This is a genomic window from Streptomyces hawaiiensis (genome assembly GCF_004803895.1).
Classification (GTDB): Bacteria; Actinomycetota; Actinomycetes; order Streptomycetales; family Streptomycetaceae; genus Streptomyces; species Streptomyces hawaiiensis.
This window is the reverse complement of the sequence record NZ_CP021978.1, coordinates 6,977,293-6,997,859: the sequence shown is the minus strand read 5'-3', so window position 1 is coordinate 6,997,859 and position 20,567 is coordinate 6,977,293. Positions and strand designations below refer to the sequence as shown.

Sequence of the window (20,567 nt, the reverse complement as noted above, 5' to 3'; positions counted from 1 at the left end):
CGTACGGCCCGGGCGGCGCGGTTCCCGGCGTCTACACCGTCAGCCACACCGCCTGGTCCGGCGCCAGCACACCGCCCTCGAGCGGGCCGCTGGAGACCAGGAGCGCGGAGTGTCCGGGCAGCTCGTACGGCTCGGTGGAGAGGTTGACCACGCAGACGAAGCCCGGCTCCCGGCTGAAGGACAGCACCCCCTCGGGAGCGTCCCGCCAGGTCATGGTGCCGTCGCCGAGGGCGGGGTGGGCACGGCGGACGCGCAGGGCCGTGCGGTAGAGCTCCAGCATGGCGGCCGGGTCTGCGGTCTGGGCCTCGACGCTGAGGTCCGCCCAGTCGTCCGGCTGCGGCAGCCAGGGCCCGGCGCCGGCGCCGAAGCCGTAGGGGGCCGTTACGCCGGACCAGGGGATCGGCACGCGGCAGCCGTCCCGGCCCCGGTCGGTGTGGCCGGAGCGTTCCCAGATCGGGTCCTGGAGGGCGGACTCCGGCAGGTCCTCGACCTCGGGCAGACCCAGTTCCTCGCCCTGGTAGACGTAGGCGCCGCCGGGCAGGGCGAGCATCAGCAGGGCGGCGGCCCGGGCGCGCCGGACGCCCAGGGCGAGGTCGAGGGGCCCTTCGGGTTCATAGCGCGCGTCGACCGTCCAGCTCCGGGCCGGTGTACGGCCGTAGCGGCTGGGGTGGCGCATGACGTCGTGGTTGGAGAGCACCCAGGTGGCCGGTGCGCCCACCGCGCCGAGCATCGCGAGGGAGTCGTCGACGACCGCCCGCAGGTCCTTGGCGTCCCAACCGCACATGAGGAAGTCGAAGTTGAAGGCGGTGTGCAGGCCGTCGGCCCGGACGTAGGCCGCGAGACGCTCGGGGGTGTCCGCCCAGGCCTCGGCGACGAAGGAGCGCTCGCCGGGGAACTCGTCGGCGACCTTGCGCCAGGCCCGGTATATCTCGTGCACCTCGTCGCGGTCCCAGTGCGGATGGTCGAGGTGCGGGTGGATCTCGTCTCGGCGGGTGAGCGGGCCCACCACCGCCGGTTCCGCGCGCGGGGGCAGGTCGGGCAGTTCCGGGTGCTTGATCAGCCCGTGGGCGACGTCGATACGGAAGCCGTCCACGCCCCGGCTGAACCAGAACCGCAGAATCGACTCGAACTCCTCCCGCACCTCGGAGTGTTGCCAGTTCAGGTCGGGCTGCTCGGGTGCGAAGAGGTGCAGGTACCAGTCGCCGTCGGGCAGCCGGGTCCAGGCCGGGCCGCCGAAACAGGACACCCAGTCGTTCGGGGGCTCCGACCCGCCGGGTCCGCGACCGGGGCGGAAGACATAACGCGCACGCTCCGGACTGTCCGGGCCGGCCCGCAACGCCGCCTGGAACCAGGCGTGCTGGTCTGAGGTGTGGTTGGGGACGAGGTCGGGGATCACCCGGATCCCGTGCGCGTGCGCCTCCTCGATGAGCCGCTCGGCGTCGGTGAGCGTCCCGAACAGCGGGTCGATGTCCCGGAAATCGGCCACGTCGTAACCGTGGTCGGCCATGGGCGACTTGTACCACGGGTTGATCCAGATGGCGTCCACGCCCAGCGACTTCAGATACGGCAGGCGCGTGCGGAGGCCGGCGATGTCGCCGATGCCGTCGCCGTTGCCGTCGGCGAAACTGCGGATGTAGACCTGGTAGATGACGGCACTGCGCCACCAGGGTGCGGTGAGGTACACGGCGGATCTCGCTCCTTGGGCAGCGGGTGTCTACTTGGCCGCGCCGGCGGTGAGCCCGGCGACGATACGGCGCTGGAAGAGCAGCACCATGACCACCAGCGGAATGGTCACGACGATTCCGGCCGCCATCTGGCTGCCGAACGGCGTCTGGTAGGTCGTGGCGCCGGAGAACTTGGAGATGGCGACCGTCGCGGTCTGCATGCCGGGCTTGTTGGTCATCGACAGGGCGATGAGGAACTCGTTCCAGGCCGCGATGAAGGTGATGATCGCGGTGGTGAAGATGCCCGGCGCCGCCAGCGGCACGATGACCTTGCGGAAGGCCTGGCCGCGGGTGCAGCCGTCCACCATCGCGGCCTGCTCCAGCTCGTCCGGCATCTGCCGGAAGAACGTGGTCAGATTCCACACCGCCAGCGGCAGCGTGAAGGACATGCTGGGCACGATCATCGACTGGTAGGTGTTGATCCAGCCGATGTCCGTGAACAGCTTCAGCAGCGGCACCACGATCGACACCACCGGGAACATCGACGTGGCGATGATCAGGGTCAGGATCAGCCGTTTGAAGCGGAACTCCAGCCGGGCCATCGCGTACGCGGTGAACGTGGCGAGGACCAGCGACAGCGCGGTGGTGACGCCCGCGACGATCAGGCTGTTGAGCAGAGCCTTGGTGAAGCCCTGCGCCGGGCTGAACACGGAGCGGTAGTTCGCGAAGGACAGCGGGGAGGGGAACAGGGACGTGCTGAAGATGTCGTCGGTGCCGCGGAGGCTGGAGACCAGCATCCAGTAGAAGGGGGCCAGGCAGTAGGCCACCACCAGGGCGATGCCGAGATACGGCAGCCACTGCCGCCACTTGGCCGTGAGGGTCATGCCGTCACCTCCCGCACGCGGCGGCGCGCCACCCTGGATCGGCGGCGCCCGCTCTTCCCCGTGCCGCCGGCGTCCCCGGTCAGGTCGGCGCCCAGCAGCCGCACGAAGGCGAGCGCGATGAGGAAGACGTAGAGGAAGAGGAGGACCGCGTAGGCGGAGGCCGGGCCGAAGCGGACGTTGGACGCCTCGTTCTGGGCGAGCATCGACAGGGTCTCCACGGAGCCCTTCTGGGCGCCGATGAGGATGTAGGGCAGGTCGAACATGCGCAGCGCGTCGAGGCAGCGGAACAGCACCGCCACCAGCAGGGCCGGCTTCACCAGGGGCAGGGTGATGCGCCGGAACTGCTGGAAGGCGCTCGCCCCGTCGAGCCGGGCCGCCTCGTAGACCTCCTTGGGGATGACCTGCAGGCCGGCCAGGACGAGGAGTCCGACGAAAGGGGCGGTCTTCCACACGTCGGCGATGACGACCGCGACCTTGGCGGAGAAGCCGTCGGCGGTCCACAGCACCTGGTGTCCGAGGAGGACGTTGGCGATGCCGTCGGCGTTGAAGATCCATTTCCAGAGCAGTCCGGAGATGGCCGTGGGGATCGCCCAGGGCACCAGGATGCTCGCCCGGACCAGGCCGCGGCCCCGGAACGCCCGGTGCATGATGAGCGCCATGGCCACGCCGATCATCGTCTCCAGGGACACCGTGACGACAGTGAAGAAGGTGGTGTTCCAGAAGGCGTTCCAGAAGCGGTCGCCGGCCTGGGTGAAGATGTCGGTGTAGTTCTTCAGCCCGACGAACGGCTCGGTGGCGCTGATGAACCCGGTTTTGGGGTCCAGGCCCTTCACCCCGTACAGGGACTCGTCGAGCGCCATGAGCGTCGGGTAGATGACGACGATCGTGAGGACCAGCAGGGTCGGGGAGACCAGGAGCGCGGCGAGGCGGCCCGTGCCGGCGGTGGCCCGGGAGCGGCGTCGCGGTCGCGAGGACGCCGGGGGCCGCCCGGGGCGGCGGGTGGCCGTCGTCCCGGGACGGTGCGCGGCGGTTCGGGGCGGGATCGCGGTGTCGGCCATGACCCGCGCCCTCACTGGGCCGTCAGCTTGCGCAGGTCCGACTGCAGGTCCTTCAGCGCCTGTGCGCTGCTCTTCTTGCCGGTGAGGGCCGGGTAGACCTCGTTCTGGATCGCGGCGGTCACATCGCCGTACTGCACGACGCGGGGGCGGGGCACGGCCTTGGTGATGGACTGCTTGAGGTCCGGCAGGTACGGGAACTGCTTGTCCAGCGAGGCGTTGTCGTACAGGTCCGCGTACGGCGAGGCGAGGGAGGCGTTCTTCAGGAAGTAGGTCGAGCTCTCCTCGCTGGTGAAGAACTTCATGAAGTCGAGCGCGGTGGCCTTGTTCTTGGCGAAGGACGACAGGGCCAGGTTGGAGCCGCCGAGGCTGGAGGCACCGGGTCCGTCGAGACCGGGCAGGGGCGCGACGGCGAACTTGCCCTTGATGGCGCTCTTCTGGGCCAGGGAGTACACGTAGGGCCAGTTGTCGAGGAAGACCAGCTTGCCGGACTGGAAGGCCTGGCGCCCGTCCTCCTCCTGGTAGGTGATGGCCTCCTTGGGGATCGTCCCGTCCTTGAAGGACTTGACGAGGAAGTCCAGGCCCTTCTTCGCCTGCGGGGTGTCGACGTCCGGCTTGCCGTTCGCGTCGACGATCCGGCCGCCGGCGGAGTTGACGGCCTCGGCGAAGTTGACCGTGAGGCCTTCGTACTTCTGGAACTGCCCGGCGTAGCAGGACATGCTCTTCGCCTCGGGGAGCTTCTTCACCTTGGCGCAGTCGGCGGTCATCTGCGCCCAGGTGGTGGGTGGCTGAGTGATGCCGGCTTTCTTGAGCAGGTCGGTGCGGTAGAACAGCAGGCCGCCGTTGGAGCTGGCGGGGACCGCGTACAGCTTGCCTCGGTACTGGCCCGTCTCCACGACCGGCTTGAGCATCTTGCCGAGCGGGAACTGGCTCGCGGGCAGCGGTTCGATCCACTGGTGGGCGGCGAACTCCGACGTCCACACGACGTCGGTGGCGAGCACCGTGTAGGCGTCGGACTTCGTCTCCGCGTTCTGGATCATCTGCTGGCGCTGCGAGTCGGCGTCCGTCGGCAGCTGGATGAAGGTGACCTTCTCCTTGGGGTGGGCCTTGTTCCAGCGGTCGATGACGGTCTGGACGGTGCCGGTGGTGTCCTTGCCCGCGGCGTAGGTGATGGGGCCGCGGCCCTTGAACGCCGCCGTCGACGCCGTCTGCGCGGACCCGCCCGAACCGCTGCCGCCGCCTGATGAGCCGCAGGCGGTGAGGAGGAGTCCGGCGGCGGCGAGCGCTGCGGAACACTGAATCGCTCTGGCGGTGCTGCTCTTCACTGTCTCTCCTGGTCTGACGAACCGAAGTCGTGACTGTTCCCCCGGAATGGCTTTGGTCATGAGATTGCGTTGCCACGGCATTCCACTGATAAAAACAGCTGGTCACAGCGGTTAAGAGGCGTCCCTCCGGGGCGACTTCGAAGCTGTCGAGACAACGTTTGCACGCTAGGAGTGCCCCATCGGGAAGTCAATGCGCGCCGACGTCGTAAAAGGGCAAGAATCAGGTGAGACAGCGCTGCCAGCGGCTTGCATCGGATGCGGCGTCGCTGTGCTAGCGTCCGGCGCATGCCACCAGGTCAGCGGCACCCCACGATGGCTGACGTAGCGGAACGCGCCGGGGTCTCCACCTCCACGGTCTCGCGCACTCTGCGCGGCCTGTCCACCGTCTCACCCGAGGTCCGTGCCCGGGTCGAACAGGCGGCCCGGGAGCTGGACTTCGCCGTCTCCCGCCATGCCGCGAGTCTGGTGACGGGCAGGACCCGCAATGTCGCGGTGCTCGTGCCGACGCTCAGCTCGTGGTTCATGGGTACGGCCCTGTCGGGTCTCGCCCTCGTCCTGCGGGCGGCCGGCATGGAACTGACGGTGTATGTGATCCCCGGCATGGCCGAGCGCACCGCGTTCTTCGAGCGTCTGCCGGCCCGGCGCAACGCGGACGCGCTGCTGGTGTTCTCCTTCGACCTGACCGAGGAGGAGACGGCCCGGCTGGACGACCTGGCCATGCCGGTCGTCTACGTCAGCCAGCACGTCGCAGGTCGCCCCAGCGTCTACGTCGACGATGTGGCCGGCGCCCTGCACGGCACCCGGCATCTGCTGAACCTCGGCCACCGCCGGATCGCCCATGTGCGGACGGTGGGCGCCGACGGCTTCTCCTTCAGTTCTCAGGAGCGGCTGACCGGCTACCGGCGGGCGCTGAGCGAGGCGGGCCTGCCCCTCGACGACGATCTGGTGGTCGCCACCCCGGCGGGAGACAAGCGGGGCGCCGCCGAGGCGGTCGGCAGGCTGCTGGGCCTGCGGGAGCCGCCCACCGCGGTCTTCGCCGAGCAGGACGAGGTGGCCGTCGCCGTGATCTGGACGCTGCGCGCGACGCGGATCGAGGTGCCCGGGCAGATGTCGGTCGTCGGCTTCGACGACCAGCCGGTGGCGCAGTGGTTCGACCTGACCACCGTGGCCCAGTCACCCTCACGGATCGGCCGGGAGGCCGGTGAGCTGGCTCTGTCGCTCATCGACGAGCCGGGCGCGGACCGGGAACGGCACCTCGTGCTGCCGACCCATGTGATCCCTCGGGCCACCACCGCCCCACCGCCCGCCCCGCGGAGCGTTCCAGAGTCCCAACCGCCGTCTGCCTGAAGGAAATCGCGACACCCCGGCTTCTGCGAGAAGGGCGCGCCCGGCGGTCGGCAGTCGGCGCTCCGCCACTCCGGGACCCGCGTCCGGCTTGTCCGAACCGTTGACGACGGTAAGAGCCCCCCTTATCTTCTGACCACTTCATGGCCGAATTCACGAACCACGTTCGAAATAACGGACAGAGGCGGCTCGTCCCCATCCCTTGGTCACCGTTGATCACCCCCCGATCACCCGCTGGAGAACCCCCTTGAGACGCATAGCCGTTCGGTTGCTCCTGGCCGTCCTGATGGCCCTCGCGACCTGCCTCGCGGGAGCGCCCGCCCAGGCCGCCGTGCCCGACTCCCCCGCCGTCACCTACACCAACCCCATCGCGGAGAAGCGGGCCGACCCGCACATCTTCAAGCACACCGACGGTTACTACTACTTCACCGCGACCGTCCCCGAGTACGACCGGATCGTGCTGCGCCGGGCGACCACCATCCAGGGGCTGAAGACGGCCTCCGAGACCACCATCTGGACCAAGCACGCCAGCGGTGTGATGGGCGCCCACATCTGGGCGCCGGAGATCCACTTCATCGACGGCAAGTGGTACGTCTACTTCGCCGCCGGCGCCACCAACGACGTGTGGGCGATCCGGATGTACGTCCTGGAGGGCACCGGCGCCAACCCGCTCACCGCCTCCTGGACGGAGAAGGGCCAGATCAAGACCCAGTGGGAGAGCTTCTCACTCGACGCCACGACCTTCGTCGTGAACGGCGTGCGCTACCTGGCCTGGGCGCAGCGCGACCCGTCCGTGAACAACAACACCGACGTCTACCTGGCGAAGATGGCCAACCCCTGGACGATCACCGGCACTCCGGTGATGCTGTCGCGGCCCACCTACTCCTGGGAGACCGTCGGCTACAAGGTCAACGAGGGCCCGGCCGTGATCCAGCGCGGCGGCAAGATCTTCATGACCTACTCCGCGAGCGCCACCGACGCCAACTACTGCCTGGGCATGCTCACCGCCTCCGCGGGCGCCGACCTGCTCAGCCAGGCGTCCTGGAGCAAGAGCCCCACCCCGGTGTTCGCCAGCAGCGCCGCGACCAGCCAGTACGGTCCGGGCCACAACTCGTTCACGGTCTCCGAGGACGGAAAGAGCGACATCCTCGTCTACCACGACCGCAGCTACAAGGACATCACCGGCGACCCCCTCAACGATCCCAACCGGCGCACCCGCGTGCAGAAGGTGTACTGGAACGCCGACGGCACCCCGAACTTCGGCATCCCCGTGGCCGACGGGGTCACCCCGCAGCGCTTCTCCTCGTACAACTTCCCCGACCGGTTCGTCCGGCACTACGACTACCGGGCCCGGATCGAGGCGAACGTCACCAAGCTCGCCGACTCGCAGTTCCGCGTCGTGCCGGGCCTCGCCGGCAGCGGCACCGTCTCGCTGGAGTCGGCCAACTTCCCCGGCTCCTACCTGCGGCACAAGAACTTCGAGGTGTGGCTGGAGAAGAACGACGGCAGCGCTCAGTTCGCGTCCGACGCGACCTTCCAGCGGCGGGCCGGACTCGCGGACCCGGCCGGTGTGTCGTTCGAGTCCTACAACTACCCGGGGCGATACGTCCGCCACTGGGAGTTCCTGCTGAACGTGCAGGCGGTGAGCACGGCCACCGACCGGGCGGACGCCACCTTCTACGCCCAGTGACGCACGGTAAATGCACGTAATGCCCTGAATGTCTTCCCGATGGGCGGGCACTCAGGGCATGTGCACATACAAGAGGGCAAGCGACCGCGCAGGGTGCTGCTCACCGGCTGGTTCAGCTTCCGCGACAGGGAGGCGACCGCCGGGGACGTGCTGGCCCTGCGCCGGGTGGAGGACGTGCTGCGGGGGACGGGCATCCCCTACGACGTCGCCTGGAGTCCCCGTTTCCGTCCGGAGGCGCTGCATCTGGACCGGCTGTGGCCCGAGGACTACACCCACCTGGTGTTCGTGTGCGGCCCGCTGCACGGGCCGCAGGTGGAGGAGCTGCACCGGCGGTTCGCGCACTGCGTGCGGATCGCCGTCGGCACCTCGGTGATCGACCCCGGCAGCCCGGCTGTGACCGGCTTCCACCGGGTGCTGCCCCGCGACGGGCCGGACAGCGAACCGGTGGAGGACCTCGCGGCCCGCGCCCCGGACGTACCGGCGCGGCCCGTCGTCGGGGTGATCCTCGCGCACGGGCAGCACGAGTACGGGCAGCTGCGGCGGCACGGGCAGGTCGCCGAGGAGGTGACGCGCTGGCTGGCCGCGAAGGACTGCGGGCGGCTGGAGCTGGAGACCCGGCTGGACACGCACGACTGGCATCTGAGCGCGACGCCCGCGCAGCTGCAGTCCGTGCTGGCCCGGCTGGACCTCGTCGTCACCGACCGGCTGCACGGGCTGGTGATCGCGCTGCGGGTCGGCACACCGGTGCTGGCCGTCGACCCGGTCGCGGGCGGCGCCAAGCTGACCGCGCAGGCCCGTGCCTGCGGCTGGCCCGCCCTGGTGCCCGCCGAGCGGCTGGACGTGCGGCAGTTGGACCGCTGGTGGGACTGGTGCCTGACCGGCGGCCGGGTGACCGCGCGGCAGATCCGCGACGGGTTCCGCGAGGGCTCCGTGCCGGACAGCGCGGACCGGCTCGTCGAGGCGCTGGCACGGCCGGTGCCCGGTTAGCGCAGGGGCACCACGGGGCACCCGCTTGTACGTCCCCCGCTGTACTTCCCCCGCCGCACGTCCCCCCGGGAGGAGAGACGGTCCGGCCGCCCGGAAGGAGTAAGCGTGTCCATCGGCCGACTTCCCGAGAACGAGCAGCGCATCCTCGACGAGATGGAACGCGCCCTGCGCCGCGACCGTCGCCTCGCCCGCAGGCTGCGCACCCACCGAGTGAGCCGCCGCCCCGACCCCGCCCGCGTCCTGGCCCGACTGGCCTCCTACCGTCCCCGTGGCTGGACCGTGGCGGTCCTGCTCGCGGTGTCGGTCGGGCTGATGGTGGCCGGGATCGTCACGTCCGAGCCGGGCGTGATCTGGGCGTTCGCCGCGCTGTGGCCCCTGACGATGTTCGCCGCGTTCCGGCTGTTGTGCCGGTGGTGCGAGGACTGAGCGCGGTCCTTCCCGCTACGGCCGCGGGGCGCCGGGCAGTTCGCCGACGGCCCGCAGGACGTCCTCGACGGTGATGCGCAGGAGCGCCGGGTCGGGCCGGCGGCCGTGCGGGTCGCCCTCCGGGCCGTACCACAGGGCGCGGTGCCGCGGGTCGGGCGGCGGGCCCCAGCGGCTCGGGGCGACCGGGCCGAACAGGGTGACGGAGCGGGTGCCGTGGGCGACGGCGAGGTGGGCGATGCCGGTGTCGCCGCTGATCACGGCGTAGGCGTCGGCGACAAGGGCGGACAGCCGGTCGAAGGGCAGGCCGCCGCCGAACACGTCGGTGTCCGGCAGGCCGGCCTGCTTGGCGAGCCGGGCCACCAGGTCGCCCTCGGCCGGGCCGCCGGTCACCACGACCCGCAGGCCCAGGGCGCGCAGAGCGGCCGCGACGGCCGCGTACCGCTCGACGGGCCAGCAGCGCGCGGGTGACCCGGCGCCGGGATGCAGGACGACCGCGCAGGGCGCCGGGGACGCGGCCCGCGGGCGGGGCAGCAGCAGATCGCCCGGGTCGGCTTCGATGCCGTACGCCCGCAGCAGCCGGCACCAGCGCTCGCGTTCGTGCTCCTCCGGGTGCCAGGGCGGGCCGTCGATCCCGGGCAGGTCCGGGTGGGCGAAGGCGAGCAGCTTCAGCGGGCGCAGGCCCAGGAGCAGCCGGTGGCTGGGCGGGCCGTTGCCGTGCAGGTCGACGGCGACGTCCGGGGGCGGTCCGTTCCAGTCGAGCGTGCGCGGGACGGCCCGCCCGGGGGCGGAGGCGGGCAGCAGCCGGTCCACGGCCCCGGTCGCCGCCGCGACCGGCGCGAGCTCGACGGGCGCTGCCAGGACGAGTTCGTGCTCCGGGTGGGCCCGCCGCAGGGCGCGCAGCGCTGGGACGCCGGCGAGGAGGTCACCGAGCCCGAGGGCGCGCAGGACGAGGAGACGGGGGCGTACGGGCTGCGCTGTCCGGTCCGGGGTCATACCAGCAGCCTGCCGTGCGAGCCCCGGCCCCGCCGCCGCAAGCCCGCCCATCGGGTACACCACAGCACCTCTGCGGCCGGGTCGGCGAGAGCGAGGGCCTGGTGCGGCACCGCCCCTCACGGGTACCTGCCCGGGCCTGAACCGCAGCCGCTCATCGCGTGCCGCCCAACACCGCTGCGGCCGGGTCGGCAAAGGTGACGGCCCCGTGCGGCACCACCCCTCACAGATGCCACCCGGCCCGTCCGCCGCCGCGACCCACTCATCAGGTGCCGCGCAGCACCTGTGCGGCCGGGCAGCGACAGCGGCGGCCCCGTGCGGCACCGGCCGTCACAGGTGCCTGCGCGGGTCCGGGCCGGCCGTGAAGGCGTTCTGGATGGGGCGTTCGTCGGCGAGGACTCGGCCCTTCGGCGGTCCGTCCAGTACCGCGCGGACGGCGGTGAGCAGGTCGGGGGCGACGTGGTCGGCCCGGGTGGTCTCCTCGGGGCGGGTCTGCCCGTTCGGGACGAGGATGCCGTGGGCGCCCGCCCGGCGCGCGGCCTCCGCGTCGGCGGCGGTCGCGCCGATCACGACGAGTTCGGCGGGCCCGGTACAGATCCGTCCGCCCGCCCACAACAGCATGCCGGGCTGGGGCCTGCGGCAGTGGCAGCCGTCGTCGTGGCCGTGCGGGCAGACGGCGAACACGTCGAAGGGGCCGAGGAGTTCGTCGACACGGTGGTTGACGCGGCGGACGTCGGCGTCGGTGAGCAGTCCGCCCGCGACACCGGGCTGATCGGTGACGACACCGGTGCGGATGCCGCGCCCGCGCAGCAGGGCGAGTGCCTCGCGGGCGCCCTCGACGGGGCGTACGCGGTCGGGGTCGGCGTTGTTCGGGACGTCCTCGACGAGCGTGCCGTCGCGGTCGAACAGCACGGTCTTCACCGGGCTCACGGGGTGGCCTCCTCCTGCCAGGCGGGGGTGTGACGGTGGCGCCAGGCACCTGCCAGCCGGTGCCAGGTCGCGGTGGGCGGGATCAGCACGCTGGTCGCCAGCATCGTCGCCACCTCGTGGCGGGTGCGCGGGCCGGGCGCGATACGGGCGCGGGCGAACTCCGCCGTGCCGGCCGCCCAGCCGAGCGCGCAGGCCGTCGCGGCCCGGCCGTGCCCGGCGGCGGCGAGAGCGCACGCGGCGACCCCGGCGGTCGTGATGGCCGCGTGGGTGCGGATCCGGCCGCGCGGCGCGACGGCCTTGTCCCACCAGTCGGGGCCGTGCAGATGCCGCATGAGGGCGTCGTCGGCGTTGCCGCGCTGCTGGCGCACGGACACCCAGCGGGAGGCGGAGCGCACGGGGTGACGGCTGGTGCGGCGGCCCTGCCGGATGCGCCGGCCCGAGTCGAGGACGCGCAGTGCGAGGTCCGCGTCCTCGCGGAAGGCGCGCTGGAAGCGTTCGTCGAAGCCGCCGACCTGCTTGAGGACCTCCGTGCGGTAGGCCATGTCGGCGGTGACCCAGTGGGCCCGGACGAGGCCGGCGGTGCCGCGTTCCCAGTCGGTGGGGCGGCGTTCGCCGGGCAGTGGCACGGCGAGGACGCCCTGGACGCCCGCGGTGTCGTGGGACGCCTCGTCGAGGTCCTCGGCCAGCTGGTCGCACCAGTGGGCTCCCACCTGGACGTCGTCGTCGAGGAACACGGTCCACGGCGTGCTCACGGCGTGCAGCCCGGTGTTGCGGGCGGCGGCGGGCCCACGACCGCCGCCGCCCAGCACGGTGGTCCGCTCCCGCAGGTCGCCGAGGACCCTCAACGGGTGCTGCAGCAACCCGGGTTCGCGATCGGTCCGGTCGTCGACGAGGACGATCTCCTCGGGACGCGGCCCGGTGGCGGCGGCGAGCGCGGCGAGACAGTCGGCGAGGGTGTCCGGTACGAGGGTGGGGATCACGACGGAGTACGAGGTCATGCGGGCGGGCCCTCCCTCCGACGGCGTGCGCGGACTACGGTGCTGGCGAGTGCCGCGGTACGGCTCGCTCAAACACCAGGTCAGACCGTCAGGAACGCCTCGGAGACTATAAACCACGTGTATACACGCGATATATAGTCCCGCCATGCCTTCTCTGACCAAGAAGATGAAGAAAACGGGGACCGCGTTCCGAACGGCCGGAACGCTCGCGGCGATCGCCGCCCTCACCCTCGCCCTGAGCGGCTGCACGGGGGCCGACACCACGGCCCCCAGCGCCGCCCGGGCCCGACCGGCCACGGACGTGCAGGCGGCCCGCTTCGGCGCCGTCGACTGCCGCGAGGTCAAGTGCATCGCGCTCACCTTCGACGCCGGGCCGAGCGAGCACTCCGCGCGTCTGCTGGACATCCTGAAGGAGAAGCAGGTCCCGGCGACCTTCTTCCTCCTCGGCGAGCGGCACATCGAGAAGTACCCGGAGCTGGTGCGGCGCATGGCCGACGAGGGCCACGAGGTGGCCAGCCACACCTGGGACCACAAGATCCTGACGAAGCTGAGACCCGAGGAGATACGCGAGGAACTGGAACGCCCCAACGAGGAGATAGAGCGTCTCACCGGCCGGCGCCCCACCCTGATGCGCCCGCCACAGGGCCGCACCGACGACACCGTGCACGCGATCTGCCGCGAACTGGGCCTGTCCGAGGTGCTGTGGAGCGTGACGGCCAAGGACTACCGGACGACCGACTCCGACCTGATCACCCGCCGCGTCCTCGACCGGTCCTCCCGGGACGGGATCATCCTCCTCCACGACATCTACGACGGCACGGTGCCGGCGGTACCAGGGATCATCGACGTGCTGAAGGAACGCGGCTACGTCTTCGTGACCGTGCCCCAACTCCTGGCACCGGGTAAGGCCGAGCCGGGGAAGGTGTACCGATAACGCTCCGCGGGTTCCTTACGATCGGGGGGTGGCGAACATCCTGCTCGAACGCACGGCCCCGCTCCCCCTCGACGAGGCGTGGCGGCGGATCACGCGGTGGCCCCGGCACGGTGAAGCGGTGCCGTTGACGGTGGTCCGGGTGGTGCCGCCCGGGCCCACGCGTGAGGGCACTCTCGTCGTGGCCCGCTCGGGCGCCGGGCCGCTGGCCTTCGACGACCCGATGGAGGTCACGGTGTGGCGGCCGCCCGAGGGCGGGGCCGTGGGGATGTGCCGGCTGGAGAAGCGGGGCCGTGTGGTGCTCGGCTGGGCCGAACTAGAGGTGCGGCCGGGGCCCGGGGGCCGTACGCGGGTGGTCTGGCGGGAGGAGATCCGGGTCCGGTTCGTGCCGTCGCTCTTCGACGGCGTGGTGCGGCGCTCCTCGCGGTACGTGTTCGGGCGGGCCCTGAACCGCCTGCTCAGACAGCCCTGACCCACCGGCCGCCGGTGGGGCGTTCGGCGACCAGGGCCTCAGGCCACCGAGCCGATCCGCCCCACCGCCTTCGGCTCCGGCTCGTGGTGGATCGGCGTGTGCGCCCCGGTCAGCGAGACCCCGCTGCCGCCACGCCGGCCGGCGACGATCTCCGACGCGATCGACAGGGCCGTCTCCTCGGGTGTACGGGCCCCGAGGTCCAGGCCGATCGGCGAGTGCAGCCGGCTCAACTCCAGGTCCGTGAGGCCGACTTCCCGCAGGCGCGCGTTGCGGTCCAGGTGGGTGCGCCGGGAGCCCATGGCACCGACGTACGCCACCGGCAGGCGCAGCGCCAGCTTCAGCAGGGGCACGTCGAACTTGGCGTCGTGGGTCAGCACGCACAGGACCGTACGGGCGTCGACGTCGGTGCGCTCCAGGTAGCGGTGGGGCCAGTCGACGACGATCTCGTCGGCCTCCGGGAAGCGGGCCCGGGTCGCGAAGACGGGGCGCGCGTCGCACACGGTGACGTGGTAGCCGAGGAATTTGCCCACGCGGACCAGGGCGGAGGCGAAGTCGATCGCGCCGAACACGATCATGCGGGGCGCGGGGACCGAGGACTCGACCAGGACCGTGAGGGGCGCTCCGCAGCGTGAGCCCTGCTCGCCGATCTCCAGAGTGCCGGTGCGTCCGGCGTCCAGGAAGGCACCGGCCTCGGCGGCGACCGTGCGGTCCAGTTCCGGATGGGCGCCGAAGCCGCCTTCGTGGGAACCGTCGGGGCGGACCAGCAGGGCACGGCCGGTCAGTTCGCGCGGGCCCGACACGATCCGCGCCACCGCCGCCGCCTCCCCTCGGGCGGCGGCGGTGAGCGCGGACGCGACCACCGGGCGGACCGGATCGGCGGCCCGTACCGGGGTGACCAGGATGTCGATGACGCCACCGCAGGTCAGACCCACGGCGAAGGCGTCGTCGTCGCTGTACCCGAAGCGCTCCAGGACGGTTTCGCCGTCCCGCAGCGCCTGCTCGCACAGGTCGTAGACCGCGCCCTCCACGCAGCCGCCGGAGACCGAGCCGATCACCGTGCCGTCGGCGTCCACCGCGAGCGCGGCGCCGGGCTGCCGGGGCGCGCTGCCGCCGACGGCCACCACGGTGGCAACGGCGAAGTCACGGCCCTGCTCGGCCCACCGGTTCAGCTCCTCGGCGATGTCCAGCATCTGTCTCGGTCTCCTTGAGGCTGCGGCGTCAGGGCTGCTGCGGGGCGTCAGTGGACGCCCAGCCAGCTCTCGATCGGGTTGAGGGCGAAGTAGACGACGAAGACCGCCGTGAGGATCCACATGAAGACGCCGATCTCGCGCCCCTTGCCCTGGGCGGTCTTGATGGCGACGTAGGAGATGACACCCGCGGCGACACCGGTGGTGATGGTGTACGTGAACGGCATCAGCACGACGGTGAGGAACACCGGGACGGCGGTGGCCCGGTCGGCCCAGTCCACGTGCCGGGCGTTCATCAGCATCATGGCGCCGATGACGACGAGGGCGGCGGACGCGACCTCCGAGGGCACGATCGCGGTGAGCGGGGTGAAGAACAGGCAGGCCGCGAAGAACAGGCCCGTGACCACGGAGGCCAGGCCGGTGCGGGCGCCCTCACCCACACCCGTGGCCGACTCGATGAACACCGTCTGGCCGGAGCCGCCCGACACACCGCCGATCGCGCCGCCTGCCCCGTCGATGAACAGTGCCTTGGACAGACCCGGCATGCGGCCCTTGTCGTCGGCGAGCTTGGCCTCGGTGCCGACGCCGATGATGGTGGCCATCGCGTCGAAGAACCCGGCGAGCACCAGCGTGAAGACGATCATGCCGACGGTCATCGCGCCGACCTCGCCCCAGCCGCCGAACTCGACGTCTCCGAAGAGCGAGAAGTCGGGCATGGAGACGGCACTGCCGTGCAGTTCGGGTGCGCCGCCCGCCCACTGCTTGGGGTCGATGACACCGGCGGCGTTCAGGATCGCCGCGACGACCGTGCCGCCGACGATGCCGATGAGGATGGCGCCCGGGACGTTCCGGGCCTGGAGCATGAAGATCAGCAGCAGGGTGCCGGCGAAGAGCAGGACGGGCCAGCCGGCCAGTTCGCCCGCCGGGCCGAGCGCGAGGGGCGTGGCCTCGCCCTGGTGCACGAAGCCGGACTTGTAGAAGCCGATGAGGGCGATGAACAGGCCGATGCCCATGGTGATGCCGTGCTTGAGGGCGAGCGGGATCGCGTTCATGATCATCTCACGCAGGCCGGTGACGACCAGCAGCATGATGACCACGCCGTACATCACGCACATGCCCATCGCCTGCGGCCAGGTCATCTCGGGTGCGACCTGGGAGGCGAGGACTCCGGAGACGGACAGGCCGGCGGCGAGGGCCAGGGGCACCTTGCCGATGAAGCCCATGAGCAGGGTGGTGAAGGCCGCCGCGAACGCGGTCGCGGTGATCAGGGCCGGCTGGGCGAGCGTGGCCCCGGCCGCGTCCTTGCCGGACAGGATCAGGGGGTTGAGCAGGAGGATGTACGCCATCGCCATGAAGGTCGTGATGCCACCGCGCACTTCACGGGCGACCGTGGACCCTCTGTGGGATATGTGGAAGTACCGGTCGAGCCAGGACCGTCCGGCCGGGACGCGGGTGCCTTCACCCGCGTCTTCGGCTGTGGCCCTCGGCTCCAGTGATTGCTGGGTCATGGGTGCCGTCTCCCAAGTTTCAAAGGGGGTTGGGATGTTCACGCCCGGGGGACGGCCCGAGACGAACAAGGGGTCCGGGGGACGAGGTCCCCCGGGAGGACGTGACTGCTCAGCCCGCGGGGAGCTGCGTACCCGTCAGGTGCTCGGGCCTCACCGGGGTCCGGTTCAGCTCGAGCCCGGTCGCGTTCCGGATCGCCGCGAGGACGGCCGGGGTCGACGACAGGGTGGGGGCCTCACCGATGCCGCGCAGCCCGTACGGGGCGTGCTCGTCGGCGAGTTCGAGCACGTCGACCGGGATGGTCGGCGTGTCGAGGATGGTCGGGATCAGGTAGTCGGTGAAGGAGGGGTTCTTGACCTTCGCCGTCTTCGGGTCGACGACGATCTCCTCCATCACCGCCACACCCAGGCCTTGCGTGGTGCCGCCCTGGATCTGGCCGAGCACCGACAGCGGGTTGAGCGCCTTGCCGACGTCCTGGGCGCAGGCCAGCTCGATCACCTTGACCAGGCCGAGCTCGGTGTCGACCTCGACGACGGCACGGTGCGCGGCGAAGGAGTACTGCACATGCCCGTTGCCCTGGCCGGTGCGCAGGTCGAAGGGCTCGGTCGGCCGGTGCCGCCACTCCGCTTCGACCTCCACGGTCTCGCCCTCCAGGACGTCGGCCAGGTCGGCCAGGACCTCACCGCCGTCGGTGACGACCTTGCCGCCCTCCAGGAGCAGCTCGGCAGTCGCCCAGGCCGGGTGGTAGGAGCCGAACTTGCGGCGGCCGATCTCCAGCACCTTCTCGCGGACCAGCTCGCAGGAGTTCTTCACCGCGCCACCGGTGACGTACGTCTGCCGCGAGGCCGACGTCGAACCGGCGCTGCCCACCTGCGTGTCGGCCGGGTGGATGGTCACCTGCGCGACGCCCAGCTCAGTGCGGGCGATCTGCGCGTGGACGGTGACACCGCCCTGGCCGACCTCCGCCATGGCGGTGTGCACGGTGGCGACGGGCTCACCGGCGACGACCTCCATGCGCACCTTGGCGGTGGAGTAGTCGTCGAACCCCTCGGAGAAGCCCACGTTCTTGATGCCGACCGCGTAGCCGACCCCTCGTACGACGCCCTCGCCGTGCGTGGTGTTGGACAGGCCGCCCGGCAGCTGCCGCACGTCGGCGCCCTCGCTGGACTCCCACTGGCGTTCCGGAGGCATCGGCATCGCCTTGACGCGGCGCAGCAGTTCGGCGACGGGGGCCGGGGAGTCGACGGGCTGCCCGGTCGGCAGGAGCGTGCCCTGCTCCATGGCGTTGAGCCGGCGGAACTCCACCGGGTCCATGCCGAGCTTCGCGGCGAGCTTGTCCATCTGCGCCTCGTAGGCGAAGCACGCCTGCACCGCGCCGAAGCCGCGCATGGCGCCGCAGGGCGGGTTGTTGGTGTAGAGGGCGATGGCCTCGATGTCCACGTCCTCGACCACGTACGGGCCGACGGACAGGGAGGAGGCGTTGCCGACGACGGCCGGGGAGGCGGAGGCGTAGGCGCCGCCGTCCAGGACGATCCGGCACTTCAGGTGGGTGAGCTTGCCGTCCTTGGTGGCCCCGTGCTCGTAGTACAGCTTCGCGGGGTGGCGGTGGACGTGCCCGAAGAAGGACTCGAACCGGTTGTAGACGATCTTGACGGGCTTGCCCGTGCGCAGGGCCAGCAGGCAGGCGTGGATCTGCATCGACAGGTCCTCGCGACCGCCGAACGCGCCGCCGACGCCGGACAGCGTCATCCGCACCTTGTCCTCGGGCAGGCCGAGCACGGGCGCGATCTGGCGCAGGTCGCTGTGCAGCCACTGGGTGGCGATGTAGAGGTGGACGCCGCCGTCCTCCTCCGGCACGGCGAGCCCGGACTCGGGGCCGAGGAAGGCCTGGTCCTGCATGCCGAAGGTGTACTCGCCCGTGACGATCACATCGGCCCGCTCGCGGGCGGCCGCGACGTCGCCGCGGATGATCGGCTGGCGGTGCACGATGTTGGGGTGCGGGACATGGCCGGCGTGGTGGTCGTCGCGGTTCTCGTGGATGAGGATCGCGTCCGGGGCGGTGGCGGAGGCCTCGTCGGTGATGACGGGCAGCTCGCGGTAGTCCACCTTGATCTTCGCGGCGGCGCGGCGGGCCGTCTCCGGGTGGTCGGCTGCGACCAGTGCGACCGGCTCGCCGTGGTGGCGGACCTTGCCGTGCGCGAGGACCGGGGTGTCCTGGATCTCCAGCCCGTAGTTCTTCACGGCCGTGGGCAGGTCGTCGTACGTCAGCACGGCGTAGACGCCCGGCATGGCCAGGGCCTCGCTCGTGTCGACGGACACGATCTCGGCGTGCGCGACGGTCGAGCGCAGGATCTGGCCCCACAGCATGTCCTCGTGCCACATGTCGGACGAGTACGCGAACTCGCCGGTGACCTTGAGGATGCCGTCGGGGCGGAGCGTGGACTCGCCGATGCCACCCTTGGTCCGGGACCCCTGGGTGATCTTCGTGGGGGTTCCGCTGGGGGAAGCCATGATCAGACCGCCTCTGACTGCCGGGCGGCCGCCAGGCGGACCGCGTCCATGATCTTCTCGTAGCCGGTGCAGCGGCACAGGTTGCCCGAGAGGGCCTCGCGGATGTCCGCGTCGCTCGGGTTCGGGTTGCGCTCCAGCATCTCGTCGGCGGCGACCAGCAGACCGGGAGTGCAGAAGCCGCACTGCACGGCGCCGGCGTCGATGAACGCCTGCTGGACCGGGGACAGCTCGGTGCCCTCACCGGTGTGCGAGTCGGATCCCTTGGCCTCCCTCCCCCAGGCTTCGCCCGGGGGACCACCAGCCGGGCGTCCTGCAGCGACGTGCCACCGCAGGCGCCGGACGCGCAGCCGCTCTCGGCGCGCTGCTGGGCGAAGTCGGCCAGCCCCTCGACGGTGACGACCTCGCGGCCCTCCACCTGCCCGGCGGCGACCAGGCACGAGCACACCGGCACACCGTCCAGACGGACCGTGCACGAGCCGCACTCGCCCTGCTCGCAGGCGTTCTTCGAACCCGGCAGCCCGAGCCGCTCCCTCAGCACGTACAGCAGGGACTCGCCCTCCCACACGTCGTCGGCTTCCTGCGGACGGCCGTTGACCGTGAAGTTGACGCGCATTACGCAGCGCCCCCCTTTCGATAGGCGGTGCGGCGGGCGCCGCGGTAGGACTCCCAGGTCCAGGTCAGCGTGCGGCGGGCCATGACGCCGACCGCGTGGCGGCGGTAGCTCGCGGTGCCCCGGACGTCGTCGATCGGGTTGCAGGCCGCGGAGCACAGGTCCGCGAACTGCTTGGCGACCGACGGGGTGATGATCTGTCCGTTGTCCCAGAAGCCGCCCTCCTCCAGCGCGGCGTTCAGGAACTCCTCGGCGGCCTTGGCCCGAACGGGTGTCGGGGCGGCCGAACCGATCCCGGTCCGCACGGTCCGCGTCTCGGGATGCAGCGCGAGCCCGAAAGCGCACACGGCGATGACCATCGCGTTCCTGGTCCCCACCTTGGAGAACTGCTGCGGCCCGTCGGCCTTCTTCACGTGCACGGCGCGGATCAGCTCGTCGGCCGCCAGCGCGTTGCGCTTCACGCCCGTGTAGAACGCGTCGATCGGGATCCGGCGCGATCCGCGCACCGACTCGACCTCCACCTCGGCGCCCGCGGCGAGCAGGGCGGGGTGGGCGTCGCCGGCCGGGGAGGCGGTGCCGAGGTTGCCGCCGACGCCGCCACGGTTGCGGATCTGCGGGGAGGCGACCGTGTGCGAGGCCAGGGCGAGACCCGGCAGCTCGGCACGCAGGTTCTCCATGATCTTCGTGTACGGCACGGAGGCACCCAGCCGCACGCTCTCCTCGCCGACCTCCCACTCGAAGAGGTCGCCGACGCGGTTCAGGTCCAAGAGGTACTCGGGCCGGCGGTGGTCGAAGTTGATCTCGACCATCACGTCGGTGCCACCCGCAATCGGCACAGCCGAGGGGTGCTCCGCCTTCGCGGCGAGCGCCTCCTCCCAGCTGGCGGGGCGAAGGAAGTCCATGACCGGCTCTCTTCTTCGTCATCTCGTGGGGCGTTCAGATTGAGCCAATCCGTGTGCGGCGGTCCCGGCTCGTTCATGTGCTGTTAACGCGTAGTGGCCTCAGTACACAGCGCGCTGCGCCGAGCGAGTCAGTCACGGAAACCATGAAGGAGTTG

At 71.2% G+C, this 20,567-nt stretch carries 17 protein-coding genes and 1 pseudogene; 6 read left to right on the top strand and 12 right to left on the bottom strand.

The features are described from left to right. Window positions 1-31 precede the first annotated feature (31 nt). Genes CEB94_RS32125 through CEB94_RS32110 form a run of 4 tightly spaced genes read right to left on the bottom strand, consistent with a single transcriptional unit; the run spans window position 32 to window position 4,928 of the window. The gene (locus tag CEB94_RS32125; protein WP_175435512.1) at window positions 32-1,684 is read right to left on the bottom strand and encodes a glycoside hydrolase family 13 protein; all 1,653 of its coding nucleotides are present in this window, start codon (window positions 1,682-1,684) and stop codon (window positions 32-34) included. A gap of 30 nt (window positions 1,685-1,714) precedes the next feature. Further along, window positions 1,715-2,548 carry a carbohydrate ABC transporter permease gene (locus CEB94_RS32120; protein WP_175435511.1) on the bottom strand — a complete coding sequence of 278 codons (834 nt, stop codon included), beginning with the start codon at window positions 2,546-2,548 and terminating at the stop codon, window positions 1,715-1,717. Then, window positions 2,545-3,606 (bottom strand): carbohydrate ABC transporter permease, encoded by a 1,062-nt coding sequence (locus tag CEB94_RS32115; protein ID WP_175435510.1) that lies wholly within the window; start codon window positions 3,604-3,606, stop codon window positions 2,545-2,547. Before CEB94_RS32115 ends, CEB94_RS32120 begins: the two co-directional genes overlap by 4 nt. Window positions 3,607-3,617: 11 nt before the next feature. Beyond that, a complete protein-coding gene (locus tag CEB94_RS32110; RefSeq protein WP_175435509.1) occupies window positions 3,618-4,928 on the bottom strand; it encodes an ABC transporter substrate-binding protein in 1,311 nt (436 codons plus the stop codon). 312 nt (window positions 4,929-5,240) lie between these two features. On the opposite strand from CEB94_RS32110, the gene CEB94_RS32105 reads away from it, so the two are divergent. From CEB94_RS32105 to CEB94_RS32090, 4 genes are all read left to right on the top strand, one after another. Continuing rightward, window positions 5,241-6,275, top strand: a complete 1,035-nt coding sequence (locus tag CEB94_RS32105; RefSeq protein WP_175435508.1) for a LacI family DNA-binding transcriptional regulator — start codon at window positions 5,241-5,243, stop codon at window positions 6,273-6,275. A gap of 244 nt (window positions 6,276-6,519) precedes the next feature. Next, window positions 6,520-7,962: a family 43 glycosylhydrolase gene (locus tag CEB94_RS32100; protein WP_246111972.1), complete on the top strand. Its 1,443-nt coding sequence runs from the start codon at window positions 6,520-6,522 to the stop codon at window positions 7,960-7,962. A 39-nt stretch (window positions 7,963-8,001) separates the two neighbouring features. Then, entirely contained in the window at window positions 8,002-8,949 is a 948-nt protein-coding gene (locus tag CEB94_RS32095) for a polysaccharide pyruvyl transferase family protein (protein WP_175435507.1), read from the top strand. Window positions 8,950-9,054: 105 nt separating this feature from the next. Continuing rightward, a complete protein-coding gene (locus CEB94_RS32090; RefSeq protein ID WP_175435506.1) occupies window positions 9,055-9,375 on the top strand; it encodes a DUF3040 domain-containing protein in 321 nt (106 codons plus the stop codon). Window positions 9,376-9,390: 15 nt separating this feature from the next. Here the strand turns inward: CEB94_RS32090 and CEB94_RS32085 are convergent, their stop codons facing one another. The 3 genes from CEB94_RS32085 to CEB94_RS32075 form a co-directional block, all read right to left on the bottom strand. Further along, complete coding sequence (locus CEB94_RS32085) at window positions 9,391-10,368, bottom strand: glycosyltransferase family 9 protein (RefSeq protein WP_175435505.1); 978 nt, start codon at window positions 10,366-10,368, stop codon at window positions 9,391-9,393. Between the two features lie 327 nt (window positions 10,369-10,695). Then, the gene (locus tag CEB94_RS32080) at window positions 10,696-11,295 is read right to left on the bottom strand and encodes an HAD-IIIA family hydrolase (protein WP_175435504.1); all 600 of its coding nucleotides are present in this window, start codon (window positions 11,293-11,295) and stop codon (window positions 10,696-10,698) included. Next, on the bottom strand, window positions 11,292-12,293 hold the full coding sequence (locus CEB94_RS32075; protein WP_175435503.1) for a glycosyltransferase: 1,002 nt from the start codon (window positions 12,291-12,293) through the stop codon (window positions 11,292-11,294). The genes CEB94_RS32080 and CEB94_RS32075 overlap by 4 nt, the downstream gene beginning before the upstream one ends. A gap of 145 nt (window positions 12,294-12,438) precedes the next feature. Here CEB94_RS32075 and CEB94_RS32070 point away from each other — a divergent pair, with 145 nt between their 5' ends. Together CEB94_RS32070 and CEB94_RS32065 are read left to right on the top strand one after the other, a co-directional pair. Continuing rightward, window positions 12,439-13,227 carry a polysaccharide deacetylase family protein gene (locus CEB94_RS32070; RefSeq protein WP_425472507.1) on the top strand — a complete coding sequence of 263 codons (789 nt, stop codon included), beginning with the start codon at window positions 12,439-12,441 and terminating at the stop codon, window positions 13,225-13,227. Window positions 13,228-13,255: 28 nt separating this feature from the next. Continuing rightward, window positions 13,256-13,696: an SRPBCC family protein gene (locus tag CEB94_RS32065; protein ID WP_175435502.1), complete on the top strand. Its 441-nt coding sequence runs from the start codon at window positions 13,256-13,258 to the stop codon at window positions 13,694-13,696. A gap of 38 nt (window positions 13,697-13,734) precedes the next feature. Here CEB94_RS32065 and CEB94_RS32060 read toward each other — a convergent pair whose 3' ends face one another. The 5 genes and pseudogenes from CEB94_RS32060 to CEB94_RS32040 form a co-directional block, all read right to left on the bottom strand. Further along, window positions 13,735-14,886: an XdhC family protein gene (locus CEB94_RS32060; RefSeq protein WP_175435501.1), complete on the bottom strand. Its 1,152-nt coding sequence runs from the start codon at window positions 14,884-14,886 to the stop codon at window positions 13,735-13,737. 47 nt (window positions 14,887-14,933) lie between these two features. Continuing rightward, complete coding sequence (locus tag CEB94_RS32055; RefSeq protein ID WP_175435500.1) at window positions 14,934-16,391, bottom strand: NCS2 family permease; 1,458 nt, start codon at window positions 16,389-16,391, stop codon at window positions 14,934-14,936. A 109-nt stretch (window positions 16,392-16,500) separates the two neighbouring features. Then, the gene (locus CEB94_RS32050; protein ID WP_175435499.1) at window positions 16,501-18,900 is read right to left on the bottom strand and encodes a xanthine dehydrogenase family protein molybdopterin-binding subunit; all 2,400 of its coding nucleotides are present in this window, start codon (window positions 18,898-18,900) and stop codon (window positions 16,501-16,503) included. 2 nt (window positions 18,901-18,902) lie between these two features. Beyond that, window positions 18,903-19,513 (bottom strand): annotated as a pseudogene (locus tag CEB94_RS32045) ((2Fe-2S)-binding protein). Continuing rightward, on the bottom strand, window positions 19,513-20,412 hold the full coding sequence (locus tag CEB94_RS32040) for an FAD binding domain-containing protein (RefSeq protein ID WP_175435498.1): 900 nt from the start codon (window positions 20,410-20,412) through the stop codon (window positions 19,513-19,515). The pseudogene CEB94_RS32045 and the gene CEB94_RS32040 overlap by 1 nt, the downstream one beginning before the upstream one ends. Window positions 20,413-20,567 lie beyond the last annotated feature (155 nt).

Bases quoted from the DNA above. Each gene is read 5' to 3' on its own strand.
- CEB94_RS32120 (WP_175435511.1), bottom strand. From the start codon at position 2,548: ATGACCCTCACGGCCAAGTGGCGGCAGTGGCTGCCGTATCTCGGCATC.
- CEB94_RS32115 (WP_175435510.1), bottom strand. From the start codon at position 3,606: ATGGCCGACACCGCGATCCCGCCCCGAACCGCCGCGCACCGTCCCGGG.
- CEB94_RS32105 (WP_175435508.1), top strand. From the start codon at position 5,241: ATGGCTGACGTAGCGGAACGCGCCGGGGTCTCCACCTCCACGGTCTCG.
- CEB94_RS32095 (WP_175435507.1), top strand. From the start codon at position 8,002: ATGGGCGGGCACTCAGGGCATGTGCACATACAAGAGGGCAAGCGACCG.
- CEB94_RS32085 (WP_175435505.1), bottom strand. From the start codon at position 10,368: ATGACCCCGGACCGGACAGCGCAGCCCGTACGCCCCCGTCTCCTCGTC.
- CEB94_RS32075 (WP_175435503.1), bottom strand. From the start codon at position 12,293: ATGACCTCGTACTCCGTCGTGATCCCCACCCTCGTACCGGACACCCTC.
- CEB94_RS32070 (WP_425472507.1), top strand. From the start codon at position 12,439: ATGCCTTCTCTGACCAAGAAGATGAAGAAAACGGGGACCGCGTTCCGA.
- CEB94_RS32060 (WP_175435501.1), bottom strand. From the start codon at position 14,886: ATGCTGGACATCGCCGAGGAGCTGAACCGGTGGGCCGAGCAGGGCCGT.
- CEB94_RS32055 (WP_175435500.1), bottom strand. From the start codon at position 16,391: ATGACCCAGCAATCACTGGAGCCGAGGGCCACAGCCGAAGACGCGGGT.
- CEB94_RS32050 (WP_175435499.1), bottom strand. From the start codon at position 18,900: ATGGCTTCCCCCAGCGGAACCCCCACGAAGATCACCCAGGGGTCCCGG.
- CEB94_RS32040 (WP_175435498.1), bottom strand. From the start codon at position 20,412: ATGGACTTCCTTCGCCCCGCCAGCTGGGAGGAGGCGCTCGCCGCGAAG.